This is a genomic window from Streptococcus pantholopis (assembly GCF_001642085.1).
Classification (GTDB): domain Bacteria; phylum Bacillota; class Bacilli; order Lactobacillales; family Streptococcaceae; genus Streptococcus; species Streptococcus pantholopis.
Window position 1 is genome coordinate 427,010 of sequence record NZ_CP014699.1, and the last position, 19,051, is coordinate 446,060.

The 19,051-nt window shown below is 41.4% G+C and carries 19 protein-coding genes and 1 tRNA gene; 17 read left to right on the plus strand and 3 right to left on the minus strand.

Features of this window, described 5'->3' with window-relative positions; all coding sequences use genetic code 11:
• Window positions 1-297: 297 nt before the first annotated feature.
• The 17 genes from A0O21_RS02015 (at window position 298) to A0O21_RS02095 (ending at window position 15,627) form a co-directional block, all read left to right on the plus strand.
• Complete coding sequence (locus tag A0O21_RS02015) at window positions 298-891, plus strand: TVP38/TMEM64 family protein (RefSeq protein ID WP_067060534.1); 594 nt, start codon at window positions 298-300, stop codon at window positions 889-891.
• A 124-nt stretch (window positions 892-1,015) separates the two neighbouring features.
• Window positions 1,016-1,288 carry a 30S ribosomal protein S16 gene (gene rpsP, locus A0O21_RS02020; RefSeq protein WP_067060536.1) on the plus strand — a complete coding sequence of 91 codons (273 nt, stop codon included), beginning with the start codon at window positions 1,016-1,018 and terminating at the stop codon, window positions 1,286-1,288.
• 9 nt (window positions 1,289-1,297) lie between these two features.
• Complete coding sequence (locus A0O21_RS02025) at window positions 1,298-1,537, plus strand: KH domain-containing protein (protein WP_067060538.1); 240 nt, start codon at window positions 1,298-1,300, stop codon at window positions 1,535-1,537.
• Between the two features lie 133 nt (window positions 1,538-1,670).
• Window positions 1,671-1,742, plus strand: a tRNA-Gln gene (locus A0O21_RS02030).
• Window positions 1,743-1,824: 82 nt separating this feature from the next.
• Entirely contained in the window at window positions 1,825-2,343 is a 519-nt protein-coding gene (gene rimM, locus A0O21_RS02035; protein WP_067060540.1) for a ribosome maturation factor RimM, read from the plus strand.
• The gene (trmD, locus tag A0O21_RS02040) at window positions 2,333-3,055 is read left to right on the plus strand and encodes a tRNA (guanosine(37)-N1)-methyltransferase TrmD (protein WP_067060542.1); all 723 of its coding nucleotides are present in this window, start codon (window positions 2,333-2,335) and stop codon (window positions 3,053-3,055) included. Before rimM ends, trmD begins: the two co-directional genes overlap by 11 nt.
• A 166-nt stretch (window positions 3,056-3,221) precedes the next feature.
• A complete protein-coding gene (locus A0O21_RS02045) occupies window positions 3,222-4,232 on the plus strand; it encodes an NAD(P)/FAD-dependent oxidoreductase (RefSeq protein WP_067060544.1) in 1,011 nt (336 codons plus the stop codon).
• A gap of 391 nt (window positions 4,233-4,623) precedes the next feature.
• A complete protein-coding gene (locus A0O21_RS02050) occupies window positions 4,624-5,367 on the plus strand; it encodes a DeoR/GlpR family DNA-binding transcription regulator (protein ID WP_257722090.1) in 744 nt (247 codons plus the stop codon).
• Entirely contained in the window at window positions 5,364-6,275 is a 912-nt protein-coding gene (gene pfkB / locus A0O21_RS02055; protein ID WP_067060548.1) for a 1-phosphofructokinase, read from the plus strand. Before A0O21_RS02050 ends, pfkB begins: the two co-directional genes overlap by 4 nt.
• Window positions 6,272-8,239 (plus strand): PTS fructose transporter subunit IIABC, encoded by a 1,968-nt coding sequence (locus A0O21_RS02060; protein ID WP_067060550.1) that lies wholly within the window; start codon window positions 6,272-6,274, stop codon window positions 8,237-8,239. The genes pfkB and A0O21_RS02060 overlap by 4 nt, the downstream gene beginning before the upstream one ends.
• A 288-nt stretch (window positions 8,240-8,527) precedes the next feature.
• A complete protein-coding gene (locus tag A0O21_RS02065) occupies window positions 8,528-9,133 on the plus strand; it encodes a glucosaminidase domain-containing protein (protein ID WP_067060552.1) in 606 nt (201 codons plus the stop codon).
• A 234-nt stretch (window positions 9,134-9,367) separates the two neighbouring features.
• Window positions 9,368-9,820 (plus strand): hypothetical protein, encoded by a 453-nt coding sequence (locus A0O21_RS02070; protein WP_067060554.1) that lies wholly within the window; start codon window positions 9,368-9,370, stop codon window positions 9,818-9,820.
• A gap of 21 nt (window positions 9,821-9,841) precedes the next feature.
• The gene (locus tag A0O21_RS02075; protein ID WP_067060556.1) at window positions 9,842-10,756 is read left to right on the plus strand and encodes an amidohydrolase family protein; all 915 of its coding nucleotides are present in this window, start codon (window positions 9,842-9,844) and stop codon (window positions 10,754-10,756) included.
• 11 nt (window positions 10,757-10,767) lie between these two features.
• Window positions 10,768-11,466 carry a putative quinol monooxygenase gene (locus tag A0O21_RS02080; RefSeq protein ID WP_082854389.1) on the plus strand — a complete coding sequence of 233 codons (699 nt, stop codon included), beginning with the start codon at window positions 10,768-10,770 and terminating at the stop codon, window positions 11,464-11,466.
• A 106-nt stretch (window positions 11,467-11,572) separates the two neighbouring features.
• Window positions 11,573-12,703, plus strand: a complete 1,131-nt coding sequence (locus A0O21_RS02085) for a low temperature requirement protein A (protein WP_173644625.1) — start codon at window positions 11,573-11,575, stop codon at window positions 12,701-12,703.
• A 187-nt stretch (window positions 12,704-12,890) separates the two neighbouring features.
• Window positions 12,891-15,254 carry a DNA translocase FtsK gene (locus A0O21_RS02090; RefSeq protein ID WP_067060559.1) on the plus strand — a complete coding sequence of 788 codons (2,364 nt, stop codon included), beginning with the start codon at window positions 12,891-12,893 and terminating at the stop codon, window positions 15,252-15,254.
• A 235-nt stretch (window positions 15,255-15,489) separates the two neighbouring features.
• A complete protein-coding gene (locus tag A0O21_RS02095; protein ID WP_067060561.1) occupies window positions 15,490-15,627 on the plus strand; it encodes a bacteriocin in 138 nt (45 codons plus the stop codon).
• Window positions 15,628-15,643: 16 nt separating this feature from the next.
• Here the strand turns inward: A0O21_RS02095 and A0O21_RS02100 are convergent, their stop codons facing one another.
• The 3 genes from A0O21_RS02100 to A0O21_RS02110 form a co-directional block, all read right to left on the minus strand.
• Window positions 15,644-16,951: a sensor histidine kinase gene (locus tag A0O21_RS02100; protein ID WP_067065033.1), complete on the minus strand. Its 1,308-nt coding sequence runs from the start codon at window positions 16,949-16,951 to the stop codon at window positions 15,644-15,646.
• A 7-nt stretch (window positions 16,952-16,958) separates the two neighbouring features.
• Window positions 16,959-17,690 (minus strand): response regulator transcription factor, encoded by a 732-nt coding sequence (locus A0O21_RS02105; protein WP_067060564.1) that lies wholly within the window; start codon window positions 17,688-17,690, stop codon window positions 16,959-16,961.
• Window positions 17,691-17,806: 116 nt separating this feature from the next.
• Complete coding sequence (locus A0O21_RS02110; protein ID WP_067060566.1) at window positions 17,807-18,769, minus strand: DUF6568 family protein; 963 nt, start codon at window positions 18,767-18,769, stop codon at window positions 17,807-17,809.
• Window positions 18,770-19,051 lie beyond the last annotated feature (282 nt).

Sequence of the window (19,051 nt, forward strand, 5' to 3'; positions counted from 1 at the left end):
ACTTGCCATCCCCTATTTTCATACGGATTTTTAACGGGCTTTGTATCTTGTGAATTGAACACGCCCTAAGCTCTTTGCAAAAAAGATAGTCTTCCCTTGAGTCTTTAGTGACTCAGCGGTCAGCCTTCTATTTTTGCTGAGAGCTTTTAACGGGCTTTGTATCTTGTGAATTGAACACGCCCTAAGAGCTGTGCAAAAAAGATAGCCTGTCCTAGAGCCTTGCGGCTCTTCGTCCAGTCTCCTATTTTTGCTTTGCTCTTTTAACGGGCTTTGTATCTTGTTGTTAAAGGGAGTGAGATGTCTTATCATACTTGGCAGAGAATTTTTAAATTAATCGGCTGGCTGTCTCTTTTTGCAACGGTTGCTTTTCTTGTTTATCTGTTTAAAGGTTTAAATATTTTAAACAATCCGGATGCCTTAACTAAGCTTTTGCAGGAACGTCTTGTTTTAGGTGCTTTGCTTTTTTTCCTGCTGCAGATTGTTCAGGTTGTTATTCCAATTATACCAGGCGGTGTGACAACGGTTGTCGGTTTTTTGACCTTTGGTCCGCTGCTTGGTTTTATTCTGAATTATCTGGGTATTGTGGTTGGCAGTGTCATTTTGTTTGCTCTGACACGTCATTTCGGCAGGCAATTCATCTTTCTATTTGTGACAGAAAAGCAATTTCACCACTACGAAAAAATGCTCTTTACACCGACTTATGAAAAATTTTTTATTTTAAATATGCTCTCTCCCGTTTCACCGGCTGATATCATGGTTATGGTGACAGGGCTCACCAGTATGTCATACAGCCGTTTTATCAGGATTATCCTGCTCTGTAAGCCATTTTCTATTGTAGCCTATGGGTATTTTTGGATTTACGGCGGCCGGCTGTTAAAGAAACTGTTATAAAAAACAGAGGTGTCAAGAAAAAAACTTGACACCTCTGTTTTTTATGCTACAATAGATAAGACGGGTTTACCAGAAGCTGGTAACTTGATTCACTATTTTACATTTAGAAAAGAGATTTTAATACATGGCAGTAAAAATTCGTTTAACACGCATGGGTTCTAAGAAGAAACCTTTCTATCGTATCAATGTAGCTGATTCCCGCTCTCCGCGCGATGGCCGTTTCATCGAAACTGTCGGCACTTACAATCCGCTTGTTGAAGACAATCAAGTAACACTGAAAGAAGAACGTATTCTTGACTGGTTGTCTAAAGGGGCTCAGCCTTCAGATACTGTTCGCAGTATTCTTTCAAAAGCAGGGATTATGCAAAAATTCCATGAATCAAAATTCAAAAAATAATGTAAGCTTATGGATACTATCGAAAATCTGATTATTGCGATTGTGAAACCTTTAATTTCACAGCCTGATTTATTTACAATCAGGATTCAGGACACTCCGGACTTCCTTGAGTATCATCTGGATTTGGATACTCGGGATATCGGCCGGATCATCGGCAAAAAAGGCCGTACAATCACAGCAATAAGATCAATTGTTTATTCAGTCCCTACTCAAGGGAAAAAAGTAAGGCTGGTTATTGACGAAAAATAAGTTTTTCTGTTTTTAGCACTGTCTCTGATGGAAAGTTTTTACTGGCTTGAATTGGAGGCAGTGTAAAATAGAATACTTTTTTGTTGAGCTCTTGACAAAAACGAGTGATTGACCTAAAATAGTAGGTGAGCTTTGGGGTATAGCCAAGCGGTAAGGCAAGGGACTTTGACTCCCTCATGCGTTGGTTCGAATCCAGCTACCCCAGTGAAAGTCTTTTGACAGGCCTGGCCTGTCTTTTCTTTTGCATTAGAGGTTAATGAGCAAAACTAAGCACAGCGGAGCAGAAAATGAACTATTTTAATGTCGGAAAAATTGTTAATACTCAAGGGCTTCAAGGGGAAATGAGGGTACTTAGTGTCACTGATTTTGCTGAGGAGCGTTTCAAAAAGGGAGCTGTTCTGGCTCTGTTTGATGATCAAGACCGTTTTATCAGAGATGTAGAGATTGCCAGCCATCGTCAGCAAAAAAATTTTGATATTATCAAGTTTAAAGGGCTGTATCATATCAATGATGTGGAACAGTATAAAGGATTTTCACTGAAAGTTGCCCAAGACAATCTTTCGGAACTCGAGGAGGGTGAATTTTATTATCATGAAATCATCGGTCTTGACGTTTATGAAGAGGATGTGTTTATTGGACGTATCTCAGAAATTCTCCAGCCCGGTGCTAATGATGTCTGGGTTGTTAAGCGTAAAGGCAAGCGGGATTTGCTGCTTCCTTATATTCCGTCAGTAATCCTAAATGTCGACAGCAAAGCCGGCCGTGTGACTGTTAATCTTTTGGAAGGACTGGATGATGAAAATTGATATCTTAACCCTTTTTCCTGAGATGTTTGCGCCTTTAGAACATTCTATTCTCGGTAAAGCCAAAGATAAGGGTCTGCTGGAAGTTCATTACCATAATTTCCGCCAACAGGCAGAGAATGCCCGCCATGTTGATGACGAACCATATGGCGGCGGACAGGGAATGCTGCTGCGAGCTCAGCCTGTCTTTACTGCTGTCGAAAACATAAAAGCAGAGCACCCGCGAATTATTTTGCTGGATCCCGCCGGAAAGCCCTTCAGTCAGGCTTATGCAGAGGAACTGGCAGAAGAAAAAGAACTCATTTTTATTTGCGGCCATTATGAAGGTTTTGATGAACGTATTAAGACCTTAGTGACGGACGAGATTTCTCTGGGGGATTTTGTTTTGACCGGAGGGGAGCTGGCTGCCATGGCTGTCATAGATGCGACTGTCCGCCTGCTTCCCGATGTTCTTGGGAAAACGGCCAGTCATCAGGACGATTCTTTTTCAACTGGTTTGCTGGAATATCCCCAGTATACCCGTCCATACGATTTTCGGGGCTTGCAAGTTCCGGATGTCCTGCTGAGCGGCCATCATGAAAATATCCGCCGTTGGAGGCTGGAGCAGAGTCTGCGGAAAACCTATGAAAGACGGCCCGATTTGCTAAAAGACGCTCAGTTATCGGATGAGGCTGAGAAGCTTCTGGCTAAGATTAAAAAAGAAGCCCTAGAATAAGCTTTGCTATATGAAAAGCTTAATAAGATTGAGTAATAATATAAAGACTGAAATGGTGAACCTAATCTTGGCTGCAATGCTAGGCAGGTATTTGAAATCTGTATGTTGTTTAAATAATTTGGGACTGCAGGTCTCCCTTATCGGAAGTCCTTAATTATCGTTTAGAATGGAGAAGGAAATGCTAAAGGAAGAAGCAATCTATGATATTACCATTATCGGCGGCGGCCCGGTCGGGCTCTTTGCCGCTTTTTATGCCGGTCTGCGCGGAGTTTCTGTCAAAATTATTGAGAGCCTGTCGGAACTGGGAGGGCAGCCTGCTGTTCTTTACCCTGAAAAATTAATCTATGATATTCCGGCTTTTCCGGCTGTCAGCGGAGCAGACCTGACGGATCAGCTGCTTAAGCAGCTGGAACGTTTTGAGGACCGCATCACAGTCTGTCTGAAAGAAGAAGTTAAAACCTTTACTAAGGAAGAGGGTCTTTTTACGATTCAGACCAGCAGAGCAGAACACCGCTCGCGGGCACTGATTATTGCCTGCGGCAACGGTGCTTTTGCTCCCCGGACTTTAGGTGTGGAAAATGAAGCTGATTATGCTGATCATAATCTCTTTTACAATGTGCGCCAGTTAGAGACCTTTGCCGGAAAAAGGGTTGTTATTTGCGGCGGAGGTGACTCAGCTGTGGACTGGGCTCTTCATTTAGCAGATATCGCTGAAAGTGTGACCTTAGTTCACCGGCGTGATGCTTTTCGGGCTCATGAACACAGTGTTGAACTGCTGCAGACTTCTGATGTTAAGATTTTAACGCCTTATATTCCAGTTGAAATTAAGGGCGAAAATGGTCTGGCCGAACAGCTTAAGATCCAAAAGGTCAAGTCAGAAGAAATACTCACTCTTGATTTAGATGCTTTGATTGTCAGCTTTGGCTTTTCAACCTCTAATAAAAATCTCAAAAATTGGGGACTGGATTTTAAACGCTCCAGCATTACGGTCTCCTCGCTCTTTGAAACAAGTCAGGCGGGTGTTTATGCTATTGGAGATGCTGCTGCATATGAAGGAAAAATCGATTTGATTGCTTCGGGTTTTGGTGAGGCTCCGACGGCTGTAGCTCAGGCAATTAATTACATTTATCCGGAGCGTGATAATCGGCTGGTCCATTCTACCTCTTTGATTAAATAAGAAAACACTGTCGTCCATTATCTGCTGCAAGCTGCCGGCTCAGTGTTTTTACCAGATTTCTCATACTCTTACCTGTTTAAACCTATTATTTTTTTCGACAATGAGGCTGGGACAAAAGTCCTGCCTCATTTTACTTTTTTAGACATATAAGTTTGGCGCAGTGATTGATTGGATGGTCTTATTCCTTATCAAGCAAGGGATAGCGGCCTCCCTAATCAACTGTTTCCTCATTTTTTACATAAGATACAAAGAGCCTAAGGCGTGTTCCTATTTTCTTATCAACTGATACTATCCTTGTGTTTTGAAAGAAATTGACAGAATTCTATTGACAGATTTTGAAAAAATAGTATAATGGAAGCTGTAAACGATTTCAAAAAAAGGGGGTGAGCGCATTTTAAAATCGAAACGCAAACAAGTGATTATGGAAGAAATTTCAAAAGACAGTTTTGTAACCTTAGAAAATTTGGTGACCATTCTCAAAACATCTGAATCAACTGTTCGGCGTGATTTAGATGAATTGGAGAATGAGCACAAGCTGCATCGGGTGCACGGCGGAGCTGAGCTCCTGCATTCTCTGCAGGAAGAACTGACTAATCAGCAAAAATCTATCAAAAACGTTCAGCTTAAAACTGACATTGCTAAGAAAGCGGCTTCCTTTATTGCAGACGGCGAAGTTATTTTCATCGATGCAGGTACCACGACCGAATTGCTTTTGGAAGAGCTATTTCAAAATGATATAAAAGTTGTTACTAATTCGATTCACCATGCCAGTAAATTAGTCGAGCGCGGCATTGATACCCTTATTATCGGGGGTGTTGTTAAAACGACAACAGATGCCAGTATCGGCAATGTTGCAGTGGAGCAGATCCGGCAGCTCAATTTTGATAAAGCGTTTTTGGGAATGAATGGAGTAGATGATATTTTTTTGACTACACCTGATCTTGAAGAGGCAGTTATCAAAAAAACCATCATTGAGAATGCTCAAAAGTCCTATATTTTAGCAGACTCTTCCAAAATCGGCCATGTTTCATTTGCTAAGGTGGCTCGGATTGAAGCGGCTGAGATTATTACCAACCATTCCGATCTGACCTTGATGAAAAAAATTAAAGAGAAAACGAGGGTATTCGAGGTATGATTTACACAGTTACTTTAAATCCTTCAATCGATTTTATTGTCCGCGTTGACAAACTTGAACTTGGAGAAGTCAACCGCATGAAGAGTGACGATAAATACACAGGAGGAAAAGGTATTAATGTCAGCCGTATTCTTCAGCGTTTAGGCTACGCCAGTATAGCGACTGGTTTTATCGGCGGGTTTACCGGTCAGTTTATCAAAGATGGTTTGTTGTCAGAAGGGATCAGCACACGATTTGTTGAGGTCGAGGAAGACACTCGGATTAATGTCAAAATCAAAAGCAGCCAAGAGACAGAAATCAATGGGACAGGTCCTGCTATTTCCGCCCAAAAGTCTGCAGAACTGCAGGCTGTTCTCGCTAATCTGTCCAATCAGGATACCGTTGTTTTTGCTGGAAGTGCACCGACCAGTTTAGGCAATGAAATCTATAAAGAACTGATTCCTTTAGTTAAAAAAACAGGGGCACAGATTGTCTGTGATTTTGAAGGTCAAACACTTTTGGATGCTCTGACGTATGAGCCCCTGCTGGTGAAACCCAATAACCATGAATTGGCCGATATTTTTGGAGTGAAGCTAGAAGGACTGGCTGATATTGAAAAGTATGCTCATAAGCTTCTGGAAAAGGGTGCTCAGCATGTGATTGTTTCCATGGCTGGAGACGGAGCCCTGCTGGTCAGTCCGGAGGTCAGCTATTTTGCTAAGCCGATTAAAGGTGAGGTGAAAAATTCTGTTGGTGCCGGTGATTCAATGGTTGCCGGGTTTACCGGTGAATATGTCAATACGGGCAATCTCCTTGAAGCTCTGAAATGGGGAGTTGCCTGCGGCACAGCAACAACCTTTTCAGATGATTTGGCAGACACCGTGTTTATTAAGGAAACTTATGAAAAAGTAGAGGTAGAAAAAATATGAAAATTCAAGACTTACTGAGAAAAGAAGTCATGATTCTTGATTTACAGGCAGTAACCAAGGAAGCTGCTGTTGATGAAATGGTTACAAAACTGGTTGATAAAGGCATTGTAACAGATTTCGCTGTTTTTAAAGAAGGGATTATGAACCGTGAGGCACAGACTTCGACCGGTTTGGGTGACGGCATTGCGATGCCGCACAGCAAAAACGCAGCTGTTAAAGAAGCAACTGTTCTTTTTGCAAAATCACAAGCTGGTGTGGACTATGAGGCTCTTGACGGACAGCCTGTTGATCTTTTCTTTATGATTGCTGCTCCGGACGGTGCTAATGATACTCACTTAGCTGCTTTGGCTGAATTGTCAAAATACCTCTTAAAAGACGGCTTTGCCGATAAATTGCGCCAGGTAACCAGCCCTGATCAAGTGCTTGCTGTTTTTGACGAAACAGAAGAGGACAGCAAAGCCTCTGCACCGGCTGCCAGTGAACCGGTATCAGATGATCAGCCGCTTGTCGTTGCTGTTACAGCCTGCACAACAGGGATTGCTCATACCTATATGGCAGAAGAAGCCTTAATTAAACAAGGGCAGGAAATGGGTGTTCAGGTCCGCGTGGAAACAAATGGAGCTTCAGGAATCGGCAATAAATTAACTGATGATGAAATTAAACGCGCTAAAGGGGTTATTATTGCTGCTGACAAAGCTGTTGAAATGTCGCGCTTTAGCGGTAAGCCTTTAGTGTCTAGGCCTGTTGCTGACGGGATTAAAAAATCCGAAGAATTGCTGAATATTATCCTTGAAGGCAAGGCGGATACCTATACTGCCTCTGGTGCTGCTGCAGATACGGCTTCTTCAGCAGAAAGCAAAGCAGAAAAACAGGGCCTCGGCAGTGCTTTTTATAAGCATCTGATGAGCGGTGTTTCCCAAATGCTGCCTTTTGTCATCGGCGGCGGGATTATGATTGCTTTAGCCTTTTTACTGGATAACCTGCTGGGGGTTCCAAAAGATCAATTAAGCAGCTTAGGTTCTTATAATGAAATTGCGGCTTTGTTTAAGAGTGTCGGTGATGTGGCCTTTAACTTTATGCTGCCGGTTCTTGCGGGTTACATCGCTTATTCAATCGCTGAAAAACCGGGTCTTGTTGCTGGTTTTGTCGCTGGTGCCATTGCTTCTTCCGGTCTGGCTTTTGGGAAAGTACCGTTTGCGGCAGCTGCCGGTGATATTCCGGATGCTATCCCGTCAGGTTTTCTAGGCGCTCTTGTCGGCGGTTTCCTTGCCGGCGGTGTTATCTTAGTCTTGAAAAAACTGCTTGCCGGTCTGCCTCGCTCGCTTGAGGGAATTAAGTCTATTTTGCTCTATCCTCTGCTTGGCGTTTTTGTTACCGGATTTCTGATGCTTGCTGTCAACATTCCGATGGCGGCAATCAATACGGCTTTAAACAATTTCCTTGAAGGCCTTTCGGGCAGCTCGGCCGTTTTGATGGGCTTGGTTCTCGGCGGCATGATGGCTATTGATATGGGCGGACCTTTCAACAAGGCAGCTTATGTCTTTGGTACAGGAACACTGGCTGCCTCTATTGCCGATGGCGGATCTGTTGTTATGGCAGCTGTTATGGCAGGCGGTATGGTACCGCCGCTGGCTATTTTTGTCGCAACGCTTCTGTTCAAAAATAAATTTACAGAAGAAGAACGGAATTCCGGTCTGACTAACATCATTATGGGTCTGTCTTTCATTACAGAAGGTGCCATTCCTTTTGCAGCGGCTGATCCGGGACGGGCTATTCCAAGCTTTATGGCTGGATCGGCTTTGGCTGGCGCGCTGGTTGGTTATGCAGGAATTAAGCTGATGGCTCCGCACGGCGGTATCTTCGTTATCGCACTGACCTCAAATCCACTCCTTTATATCCTATTTGTGCTGATAGGAGCAGTGGTATCAGGGATTCTCTTTGGAGCTCTGCGTAAGGCGCAGTAATAAATTTATCAAGATTTTTATAGCAATAGTTTGCTGCAGTCAAAATCAGAGACTGACTCTCTCTGATTTTGGCTTTTTTGCTGCCATTTTACTCAGATTTAGAGCTGCTGAAGATTGAAATCATTAGGGCGAAAGCGCACCTAACCAAAGGAAAACCGATAAAACATAAAAAATTCTGATCCAGCAGTTTGTCAGCCGATTCTGTAGTTGATCTGTTGCATTTCTAAACTGGTTTTTTAAGAGACTTTTGTTATACTAATACATATTATAATCAAAAGCGAGTATTGTATGAAAAAACTAAGATTAAAGAAAAAACAAAAAAACAGGCTGCTTACTTTTATTTTGCTCTTTTCTGTTTTGGCACTTATTTTTGCTGCATACTTAGACCGGGACAAAGAAACAGAGCCAGCCAATCAAACCCTTCTCCAAGATCAAACCACTCTTGATTTTATTCAAACCATCGGCCCCACTGCTCAGGAAATCGCAGCCGCAAATGATTTGTATGCATCAGTGATGATTGCTCAGGCTGTGCTGGAATCTGACAGCGGTCAATCGGCTCTCAGTCAGGCTCCAAATTTTAATTTTTTTGGAATCAAAGGAGATTATATGGGGCAATCGGTGACGATGGCAACTTTGGAAGATGATGGGAGCGGTCATTATTATCAAGTTGATGCTGATTTTCGTTCTTACGGCAGTCAAAGGGAATCCCTGCAGGATTATGCTCAGCTTCTTCAAAAAGATATCTACAAAAATGTCAGAAAGACTTCAGCCCGCTCCTATCAGGAAGCGACGGCTGCCTTAACCGGTACCTATGCCACTGATACAGCTTATGGAGAGAAACTGAACCGCATTATTGAAACCTACGGTTTAACTATCTACGACAGGATTTTTTAATGGCGTCAGAACTTGACTTATAGCCAACTGCAAATGCTATAAGAAAGTGAACCGGTGCTTGAGTTAAGGAATGCTGCAAATGTCCTTTTATTTGACTTTTACAGCAGATACAAAATACAAGTCTGGAGCGGTTCTGCTAGTTCTAAAAGCCGGATTTCTGCTAGGATTAGGAGAAATTAATGGTCTGCTGTTTTATGCAACACCGAAGGAGCAGCTGCTAAGTGAGGAAGAAAAATGCTTTTATATGATGTGACGATTGTTTTAACCGCTATGATGGCTGGTTTTATGCTCTCATACTGCCTGACTATCGGACGGTATTTTAATTATTTGCTGGAAACTGCTAAATATGACGGTTTTTCGGCTTATTACAGCCCCTTCAGGCGGGAGAAACGAGTTCCTAGGCAGTATGCTGTCTGTGTGCTTGGCCAGTTTATAATAGCTGTGCTTTCCTTGTTTTTTAGCTGGCAGTCCGGTACTTGGCTGGCACGAATGGGAGCGGTTCTGCCCTTGTTTTTACTGCTTGCCGCCCACCGTTTAACAGGATTTGGTAAAAGCGAGGAAGGGATTAACAGCGGCCGGATGAGTGATACAATGCGCCGCATTTACTTGAAATGGAATCTGCCCCTGCATTTTTCTTATTTTCTTTTATATTTTGCTGCTTCCTTGTTTCTCATCTGGAGCAGATAATAAAGCAGAAGGAGGTTTTTAATGGAGACCATTGATGTTTTTGCCCATGTCCTCTTGCCGGAGTTTTACAAAAGAATGCTGATGCTGGATCAGGATTTACCCAAAAAACAGCCTTTCATTCAGAATCCGCTTTTGACAAATATGGAACTGAGACGGCAGCATAAGAAAGCAGGAGTACGTCAGGTCATTTCTTATGTTAATCTGAATCCAGAGGACTATATGTCTGGAAAAACAGCCGCTCTTTTAACCAGAAAAGCTAATGCAGAGCTGTTGCAGACGGTACAGGAGAATTCTGATCTTTTTGCCGGCGGCGTAGCTATGCTGGCGCTAAACAATATCGACGAGAGCCTGCAGATACTGGATGATTTTGTCAAGGTCCATAAGGAAATTTTAGGTGTTCAGCTTTTTACCAGACATTTAGGCCAGTCTGTTGCCGATCCAGCCTTTAAACCTATTTTTGCCAAATGTGCTCAGTTAGGGTTTCCGATTTGGCTGCATCCGGTTTTTGATGAGCGCAAGCCGGATAACAATATCATACTGTCATGGGAATATGAACTGTCACAGGCCATGCTGCAGATTGTTCAGGCGGAATACTTCCAAGAATTTCCAGATTTGAAGATATTGGTGCATCACGCCGGGGCTATGGTTCCGTATTTTTCTGAGCGTATTAACCGTATTTTACCGGAGTATTTGGCCAAAGATTTCACTAATTTTTATGCTGACACGGCCCTTCTGGGGAATGCAAAAGCATTGGATCTGGCAGCCGCCTATTTTGGCTGCGACCATATGTTCTTTGGAACAGATGCCCCTCTTGGTGTGCTGCCTGCAGGTGCTACCGATGAGATTTTGACTGCTGTCGAAGAAATGGCTGTCTCTCAGTCGGACAGAGAAGCCATCCTTTATCATAATTTTGCCGCTAAATTATATAGAAAGTAAGGAAGATAAAAATGACCAATCATTTGACTAAAACCCCTCTTATGCGAATTTTTAAGCTTAAAACTGCTCCTGATAAGCTAGAAGATTTTAAGGAGATTGGAAAGCATAATTTACAAACATCCATCGAAAAAGAACCGGGGACTCTGGCCATGTACAGCAGTTATTTGCCTGAGGATAAAACAACCTTTTATGTTCTTGAAATATACAAGGATGATGAAGCTTATCAAGCGCATGCTGCTTCCCAGCATTTTCAGTCTTTTGCAGGTTTTGCTGCTAAGCATCTGACTGAACGCCTTATTTATCAGACTGAACCGCAGTGGCTGCGAGAAAAAGAAAAAGCGATTGACCTTCACGGACAAAATGAACTTACTGTCAAATTGGCTGAAGTTGATGTCAAGCCTGAAGACAATCAAAACTTTCGGGATATTGTAACAAAAGAAATGGCAGCAGCGATGGCAGAAGAACCAGGGGTGCTGGCCATGTATGCTGCAAAGCTTGCTGACAGTGCTGCTTCTTGGTGTTTTTTTGAAATTTATGCCAATGATGAGGCTTATGAAAAGCACCGTCAGACTCCGAATTTCACCGCTTATCTGGAGCAGACCAGAGAAATGGTGCAGTCCAAAAAGTTAATCAGCTTAACTGCCGGCACCCTAGTCAATCAAGGCGGCCTGTTTTTTGACTCCTCTCTGCAGCAGGCACTTAAACCCTAACAAGGACTGATAAAGAAGGAGTCTTTGCATCAGCTCTTGTTTTTATTGCAGAAGTATGATAACTGGTAAGGTTTTTAGCTTAAAAGAAATAGATAGGAGTGCTGCAATGTCGCCTATTAAACATAAAAAAGTAGAACTGACAGAACTTTTTTATGATTTGGTTTATGTTTATGCGATCAGTCAGGTGACTTCGCTTATTCACCATGTCCACCATGGTATTGTCGGACCCTACGCCTTTTTTACCTTTTTTATTGGTTTGATGATTTTTATTAATTCTTGGATGGTGCAGACTGTCTTTACGAATCGCTTTGGCAGCAATTCTCTGACTAATATTCTGTTTATGTTTGCTCAGATGGCCTGCCTTTTAGTTTCCTCTACTGCCATTACAGGAGACTGGTCATCAGATTTCCCTTTATTTATACTGCCTGTCGCCCTTATTTCTTTTATTTTGCTGCTTCAGTATGTTGCTGAATATTTTAAAACTGACAATCCGGCTGACCGGCATTTTATTAAGCAGTTTTTCTATATTTTAGGCCTTCGTTCGGCTGTTTTATTTCTGGCAGGCTGGCTTCCTTACCGTATTGGTCTGCTGGTTGGAGCTTCTGGGATTGTTGTTACCTGGCTACTCCCCAGCGTCTTAACAGCACCTAAGAAACGTGTGATGCAGGAGGCGGTGACGCCCTTAAATTTTCCTCATCTGATCGAGCGTTTGTCTCTCTTAATCATTATCACTTTTGGCGAAATGCTGATAGGTATTGCTCCTTATTTTGGCAGAAGCAGACTGTCACTTGATTCATTTTTGATTTTTCTGATTGTCACCAATCTTTTTATGATTTATATTGTGGAAATGGACCATATGATTGATCTTCACAAGACGGGTGTGTCCGGTAATGGTGCTATTTATTATCATTATCCAATTTTGTTTGGCCTGAGCTTTGTCACAGTGTCGCTTGGTTTTTTAGGTGAGCAGGAAGCCAGCAACGGTTTTGCGCTGCTTTTGCTTTATTTGGGAATTTTGTTACTGCTGGGAGCACTTTTCTTACATAATATCTATAATAAAAAAACACACCGCTTTAACAAACGATTTTGTCTGCAAACGCTCTGCCTGCTTGCCAGCGGTTTTGCGGTCAGCCTTTTCTTTCTTGCTTCTGCCGGCAGTTTGATTATGATTGCATTTTTAACAACCCTGCTGTTAATGATTTATTTTGTAGGCTTTAATTTAAAAAGACAAAGCTAGCTTTCTTTTTGACGAATAGTTTCTAAACAACTCCGAGATCATTTTCGGACTTGTTTTAGAAAGTCATTAAACTGCTAAGCAAAAAGAGCGGGCAGGCAAAAATCCATAATTGCTCAGGTCTGTTTATTTGGAATAAAGGTTCAAGCCGCCATTTTATAAAACCCTTCAAAAATGCTATAATAAAATCATGGCAAAAAGAAAGAACAGAAAGAAAGGCCGCTCAAGAGGGCGGCTGACAAAAGCAGAACAAGAAAAAAGAAGAGCGATTAAAAGGATGGTCTTTTCTGTCCTGACGGCGCTAGTCCTCTTTTTTGGCCTTATTCGCTTAGGCTTTTTTGGCGTAACGGTCTATAATGCAGTGCGTATCTTTGTAGGGAGTTTGGCTTATCTGGTTATTTTGGCTGTGCTCATCTATCTGTTTGCTTTCAAATGGCTGAAGAAATTTGAAGGCCTGATAGGCGGATTTATGGTGACTTTAATCGGTCTGCTGCTGGAATGGCATGCCTATTTTTTCTCTCTGGCATCTCATAGGGGAAAACCGATTTTTGAAACAACAGTTAACGTTCTTGTAAAAGAGCTTCTTAATGTTCAGGTTAAGCAGTTTACAGGCGGCGGCTTGATTGGAGCTGTTTTATATAAACCGGTTGATTTTCTTTTCTCTAATATCGGCTCTTTCTTAATCGGGGCACTTTTTATTCTTTTGGGACTCTTTTTGATGAGTCCTTGGGATATCTATGATATTACAGATTTTTTCAAAAACAGTCTGCAAAAATTACAGAGCCGGCATGAGCGCAAAAAACAGGAGCGTTTTGTAAAACGTGAAGAAAGAAGGGCAGCAGCAGAGCGTGAACTGGCTGAAAAAGAGGCTTCAGAAGCTTTGCAGGCTGCTTTGGAAAACGAAACAGATCAGGGAATGCCTTCTCCTGCTTACCCAGCAGAGCCTGAGATTATTGCTTATGACAATGGCTATAGCGCTGACCTTTCCAAAACTGCCCCTATTCCGGAAAGTTCAGCTTTTGATTTGGATCAGCTGGCTGATGGCGATAACCATGAGCATACTTTTCCAGATGAAGAGTCAGACATAGGCGATGAGGCTATTGAAGTTGATTTCACACCGAAAGCTCCGCTTATCTATAAACTGCCTTCCATTGATTTATTTGCACCGGATAAGCCTAAAAATCAATCCAAGGAAAAAAATTTGGTGCGCAAAAACATCAGAATTCTTGAAGAAACCTTTGCCAGTTTTGGGATTAAAGTCAGTGTTGAGCGTGCTGAAATAGGCCCTTCTGTCACCAAATACGAAGTTAAACCGGCTGTAGGTGTCCGTGTGAACCGTATCGCTAATCTAGCAGATGACTTGGCCTTAGCTCTTGCAGCTAATGATGTGCGGATTGAGGCTCCGATTCCAGGGAAGTCTTTAGTGGGAATTGAAGTGCCTAATTCGGAAATAGCCACGGTTAGTTTTCGTGAGCTCTGGGAGCAGGCGGATACCGATCCGGACAAATTATTGGAGGTGCCGCTTGGTAAAGCAGTGAATGGTCTGGCGCACAGCTTTGATCTGACCCGAATGCCTCACCTGCTTATTGCCGGTTCAACAGGCTCCGGTAAGTCAGTTGCGGTTAATGGGATTATTGCCAGTATTTTGATGAAGGCACGGCCTGATCAAGTCAAATTTATGATGATTGATCCTAAAATGGTTGAGCTGTCTGTTTACAATGATATCCCGCATCTGCTGATTCCAGTTGTCACCAATCCCCGCAAAGCCAGTAAAGCACTGCAGAAAGTCGTTGATGAAATGGAAAACCGTTACGAACTATTCAGTCATCTCGGTGTCAGAAACATAAACGGCTATAATGCCAAGGTTGAAGCCCACAATGCTAAATCTGATCAGAAAGAAATTCCATTGCCGCTGATTGTTGTCATTGTAGATGAGCTGGCAGATTTGATGATGGTGGCCAGCAAAGAAGTGGAAGATGCCATTATCCGTTTAGGGCAAAAAGCGCGTGCTGCAGGGATTCACATGATTTTGGCGACACAGCGGCCTTCTGTTGATGTCATTTCCGGGCTGATTAAGGCTAATGTTCCGTCGCGTATCGCTTTTGCCGTATCCAGCGGAACAGATAGCCGGACGATTCTTGATGCAAATGGAGCCGAAAAGCTATTGGGACGCGGCGATATGCTTTTTAGTCCGATCGGCATGAGCCATCCTGTCCGCCTGCAAGGTTCTTTTATCTCTGATGATGATGTGGAAAGAATCGTAACCTTTGTCAAAGATCAGGCAGAAGCAGACTACGATGAGAATTTTGATCCGGGTGAGGTGTCAGAAAATGACGAATTTTCTGGATCTGAAGACAGTCAGGGGGACCCCTTGTTTGCACAGGCAAAAGCGCTGGTGCTGGAAACGCAGAAGGCCAGTGCCTCTATGCTCCAGCGGCGTCTTTCGGTCGGTTTTAACAGAGCCACACGCCTGATGGATGAATTGGAAGAAGCAGGAGTTATCGGCCCCGCAGAAGGAACAAAACCAAGAAAGGTCCTGATGACCAACCAATAAAGAGCTTTGCCATTTATCGACTATAGCCAATGGCAGTTAAATAGCAGACCTTGGCGAACTTCGCTCAATCCATGGCACAAATTTGTCAGCTCTATCTAGCAATGCTAAAATGCTGTTTCAGAATTATTTTCAAGAACGCCTCATTACTGTTTACGACCTAAAAACGACCGTTCATGACTAGGTAATTTTCTTTGCACTTTTTTCTGCTATAATAACGACATCTGGAGGCCATAGGATGAAACAAAGTAAAAAATTTAAAGAACTGAAACAACATGAATTAGCACAAACAGTCGGAGGAACGGGTCAACACTTTTTAATGGCCGGGCCCTTTGATTGGTTGAAAAGGACTCATAAACTTAGTAAACATGCTTAAAAAACATTCGACTCTTTTAGTCGAATGTTTTTTTAATAACTATTGTCTGTCTAAAATGATAATTTTTACTTGATGTCTGTATTGACAAGTTTGAATAGCGTTTTAGCATTTTGTTAATGGTTTTAAGACCAATACCGCGCCCTAAGCCTCTACTTGAGTAATCCTTATGGTAAATTAATTCCACAGGAACTCGCTCTTCTTTTGTAGTGTTCTCTACGATTAAGATATACTCATCTTCCTGATAAAAACAGGCAATTATTATAGCGGGTTTCTCAGCTTCCAAGGCAGCCTCAATAGCATTATCACACAAAATAGACAGCAGGCGAACGTAATCCAGCAAAGGAATGTCCGGAGCTCCAATTTTGTCTTTAACTTCAAGTTCAACCTCGATATGATAAGATTCTGCTTCTAAAACCTTAGCTGATAAAAGACTCTTTACAGCATCGTTATCAATATTAATTAATCGTCCAATGTCGAATTTTTTATTTTGAACAAGATGCCCTGACTCTTCTAACACAGTGTTGTAAATTTTTCGTACCATATCCATATTATTTTGGTCGATTCCTTCTTTTAAGCTTGCTAAGATATTAGCATAATCATGGCGAAAGGCTCTTAATTCTTCGTACAATCCTTCAATTTGCTTACTATAGACTGATAAAGAGTGTAACTCATACTCACGCGCTGCTGCAACTTCCCCCTCCAGCCAATTCTGGTAGGAACGGTTCATGTAAGATAGCATTAGAATGAAGAAAATGAAATAAAAAATAACTAACCACTGACGGTAAGGCAAAGTTGGAACTCCACCATAAACATCCATTCCAGTTAAAAATTCAATCCCTATATAGTAAAAAATCATAGTTGTGTTTGTAAAAATTAAAACTTTTTTTAATTTTTTCACCTCACTCAGCATGATAAAAGTTTGAAAGTTAATTTTAGAAAGCTTTACCATTAAGAAATATATGATTATTACTGAAATTTCTGTAATGATAAACAATCCATCATTTTTGCTTAAATCAATATAATTAATGTGCAACATAGGGAAGATAAAGAAACTAATAATTCTTTTAAAAGCGCTCTCTACAACCCATGGAATGCTTCCATAAAATATATAGAGAGAAAGAGGCTGTGTTTTATCTTTCAAGTAGGATAGAAGCATCAAAATTAAAATTCGGCCGATAATTGTATAAAACCATGTAAAATCTATAATAAAGAAGGATAGACCTATTATTGCTATTTCCCATAACTTTAATTTTTCGCCTCTAACGTTGGAGTAAATCAGCATAATGACAGGATAATAAGCTAGCTCACTCAGATAATGGCTTATCATCTTCTCACCTCATCTCACTCAAGAGGGCTTTTACTTTATCTCTGGAAACTAGACAGTAATCCCCTGTTTCAAAGTAGGCACTCCGTCTTTGTTTATCAAATCTTTTGACATTATCCACATTGATAACAAAAGAACGATGGCATTTGAAGAGACGTTTGTCAGATTTAGCCACTTCTGCGATGGTTGCATAAAATTCAAACCTGTCATTTTTTGTATGTAAAATAACACGATGTGCAGCAGGAGATGTTTCAAAATAAAGAATATCATTATAAGGTATGCGTACTCGTGCTTTTGATGTTTCAAATAAATAATAACTCTCACCAAAATAACCAGATTGGTGCTTCATGGCTTCTTTTAAACACAGTTCTATACGTTCACTGAAATCCTGCTTATTCAGATTTTTATCGATAAAATCGATGGCCCCTACCAGCGATTGATAAGTTATGAGCATAAATTCTGAATGACTTGTGATAAAAACAATAATGGCTGTTGCATCTTTTTCACGGATAGCTTTGGCAACCTCTATCCCTTGCTTTTTATCCTCTTTAATTTCTAAATCAAGAAAGAAAATTTGATGTTCCCCTTTTTCAGATGACTTAGCTATAATATCCTTTGAAGAACTAAAAGTCTCTAATCTTTGATAAAGCCAATGATTTTTTGACATAATCGCTTCAATTTCACGCTCCATACGAAATTGTTGAATGATATCATCCTCAAGTATATAAATATCTAACATAAACCTTCCCTAACATTCACCATTTGCGATGGTTTTATTGTAACATAAAAGAGACTTGGCTCATTTCCTAGAGCTTAAAATACTCTTAAGAGGATATTTCATTTCTATAATGCAACTTACCTTTCTTTAATATTTTTTGGAGTTCGTTTCAGTAAAACGAATCCTAAGGCAGAAATAATAAAACCGTAAAAGGAAAATCGATTGCCATTCATACCTAAGTGAGGCAGAATCTTTTTTTGGACTGTACTGTTTTTTTCCACATGTATCTTTGGGAAACTTTCATTATCTGGAATAAATGGTGCTGCTTGAGCAGCGTCCATGATGTCTTGAGACAAAGCAGCATCTGGTGTTTGAGTATGACTGTTTTCTAAGCTCTTATTTCCCGTTTCTGCCGTCCCACTGGCAGTATCAGCTTCCACCCTAGCTGTTGGGGTATCGTCATAGAACAGATGATCATAGAGTTCTTGGCCGGAAATACCGCTGCCGATCCAAGTGCTTATTACTCTTCCATTTTGCAAACGAATGGTAGTTGGTGTTCCAGGGATACCGAGCGTAACGTAAAGAAAATGTTTTGCCCCTTCATCAAAATCTTCGCTATCAGTATTATAATACTCTAAACGATTGTCTATTAAAGCGTTGAATGCCTTTAAAGCTGGTGAGAATTGGCGGCAGTAGTAACAAGTCGGACGTCCGATATAAATCACATGCTCTTTCCCGTCTTCTGCAAACATAGAATAAACTTCAGTAATCGGGACTTGATTAAAATTGCTTATATTTTCCTCATACTGATAAATCGTTATTTCCGTTTCTTCGTTTTCCTCTGCCTCGTCAAATGCAACAGCAGCTGGCGACTCCTCCTCTGCTGGCAAAGCGTCTCCGTCAAGGGCCGCATAGCTATTTTCAGCGGCTTCACCTCTCGGGTCTGCCTCTTCCGATTTTATATTTTCTTCAGTATCGTTAACAGCAACAGCCGCATCAGCCGGCTGAATGGCTTCTTCGTCAGCAAATACCGCTGCTGTAATCATAGAAACAATAGCTGCTGCTAAGAAAATCATTAATTTCAAAGTTTTTCTTTTCATAAACTCTCCTTAGAATTGAAATAAAATGAGAGTGGAACAGTTGATTAGGAAAATTCTTATCCCCTGCGCCAAACGCATTTAGCTAAAAAAGTGAAACGAGGCAGGACATTTGTCCCAGCCTCAATTGTCTGCAAGTTATAATCTCAAAGACGATCAAAATAATTTCGCTGTTCTAAACCAATAGAAGTATTAGTGACTTGCCATTTCTTTTGATATCAAATCAATAAATGATGTAACATTAAATTCCCGTCATCATCAAATGAGATAAGCAGCTGCTGTAAA

Bases quoted from the DNA above. Each gene is read 5' to 3' on its own strand.
- A0O21_RS02080 (WP_082854389.1), top strand. From the start codon at position 10,768: ATGACCAATCATTTGACTAAAACCCCTCTTATGCGAATTTTTAAGCTT.
- A0O21_RS02110 (WP_067060566.1), bottom strand. From the start codon at position 18,769: ATGAAAAGAAAAACTTTGAAATTAATGATTTTCTTAGCAGCAGCTATT.
- A0O21_RS02025 (WP_067060538.1), top strand. From the start codon at position 1,298: ATGGATACTATCGAAAATCTGATTATTGCGATTGTGAAACCTTTAATT.
- A0O21_RS02060 (WP_067060550.1), top strand. From the start codon at position 6,272: ATGAAAATTCAAGACTTACTGAGAAAAGAAGTCATGATTCTTGATTTA.
- A0O21_RS02105 (WP_067060564.1), bottom strand. From the start codon at position 17,690: ATGTTAGATATTTATATACTTGAGGATGATATCATTCAACAATTTCGT.
- A0O21_RS02095 (WP_067060561.1), top strand. From the start codon at position 15,490: ATGAAACAAAGTAAAAAATTTAAAGAACTGAAACAACATGAATTAGCA.
- A0O21_RS02090 (WP_067060559.1), top strand. From the start codon at position 12,891: ATGGCAAAAAGAAAGAACAGAAAGAAAGGCCGCTCAAGAGGGCGGCTG.
- rimM (WP_067060540.1), top strand. From the start codon at position 1,825: ATGAACTATTTTAATGTCGGAAAAATTGTTAATACTCAAGGGCTTCAA.
- pfkB (WP_067060548.1), top strand. From the start codon at position 5,364: ATGATTTACACAGTTACTTTAAATCCTTCAATCGATTTTATTGTCCGC.
- A0O21_RS02065 (WP_067060552.1), top strand. From the start codon at position 8,528: ATGAAAAAACTAAGATTAAAGAAAAAACAAAAAAACAGGCTGCTTACT.
- A0O21_RS02045 (WP_067060544.1), top strand. From the start codon at position 3,222: ATGGAGAAGGAAATGCTAAAGGAAGAAGCAATCTATGATATTACCATT.
- A0O21_RS02085 (WP_173644625.1), top strand. From the start codon at position 11,573: ATGTCGCCTATTAAACATAAAAAAGTAGAACTGACAGAACTTTTTTAT.
- rpsP (WP_067060536.1), top strand. From the start codon at position 1,016: ATGGCAGTAAAAATTCGTTTAACACGCATGGGTTCTAAGAAGAAACCT.
- A0O21_RS02015 (WP_067060534.1), top strand. From the start codon at position 298: ATGTCTTATCATACTTGGCAGAGAATTTTTAAATTAATCGGCTGGCTG.
- trmD (WP_067060542.1), top strand. From the start codon at position 2,333: ATGAAAATTGATATCTTAACCCTTTTTCCTGAGATGTTTGCGCCTTTA.
- A0O21_RS02075 (WP_067060556.1), top strand. From the start codon at position 9,842: ATGGAGACCATTGATGTTTTTGCCCATGTCCTCTTGCCGGAGTTTTAC.
- A0O21_RS02070 (WP_067060554.1), top strand. From the start codon at position 9,368: ATGCTTTTATATGATGTGACGATTGTTTTAACCGCTATGATGGCTGGT.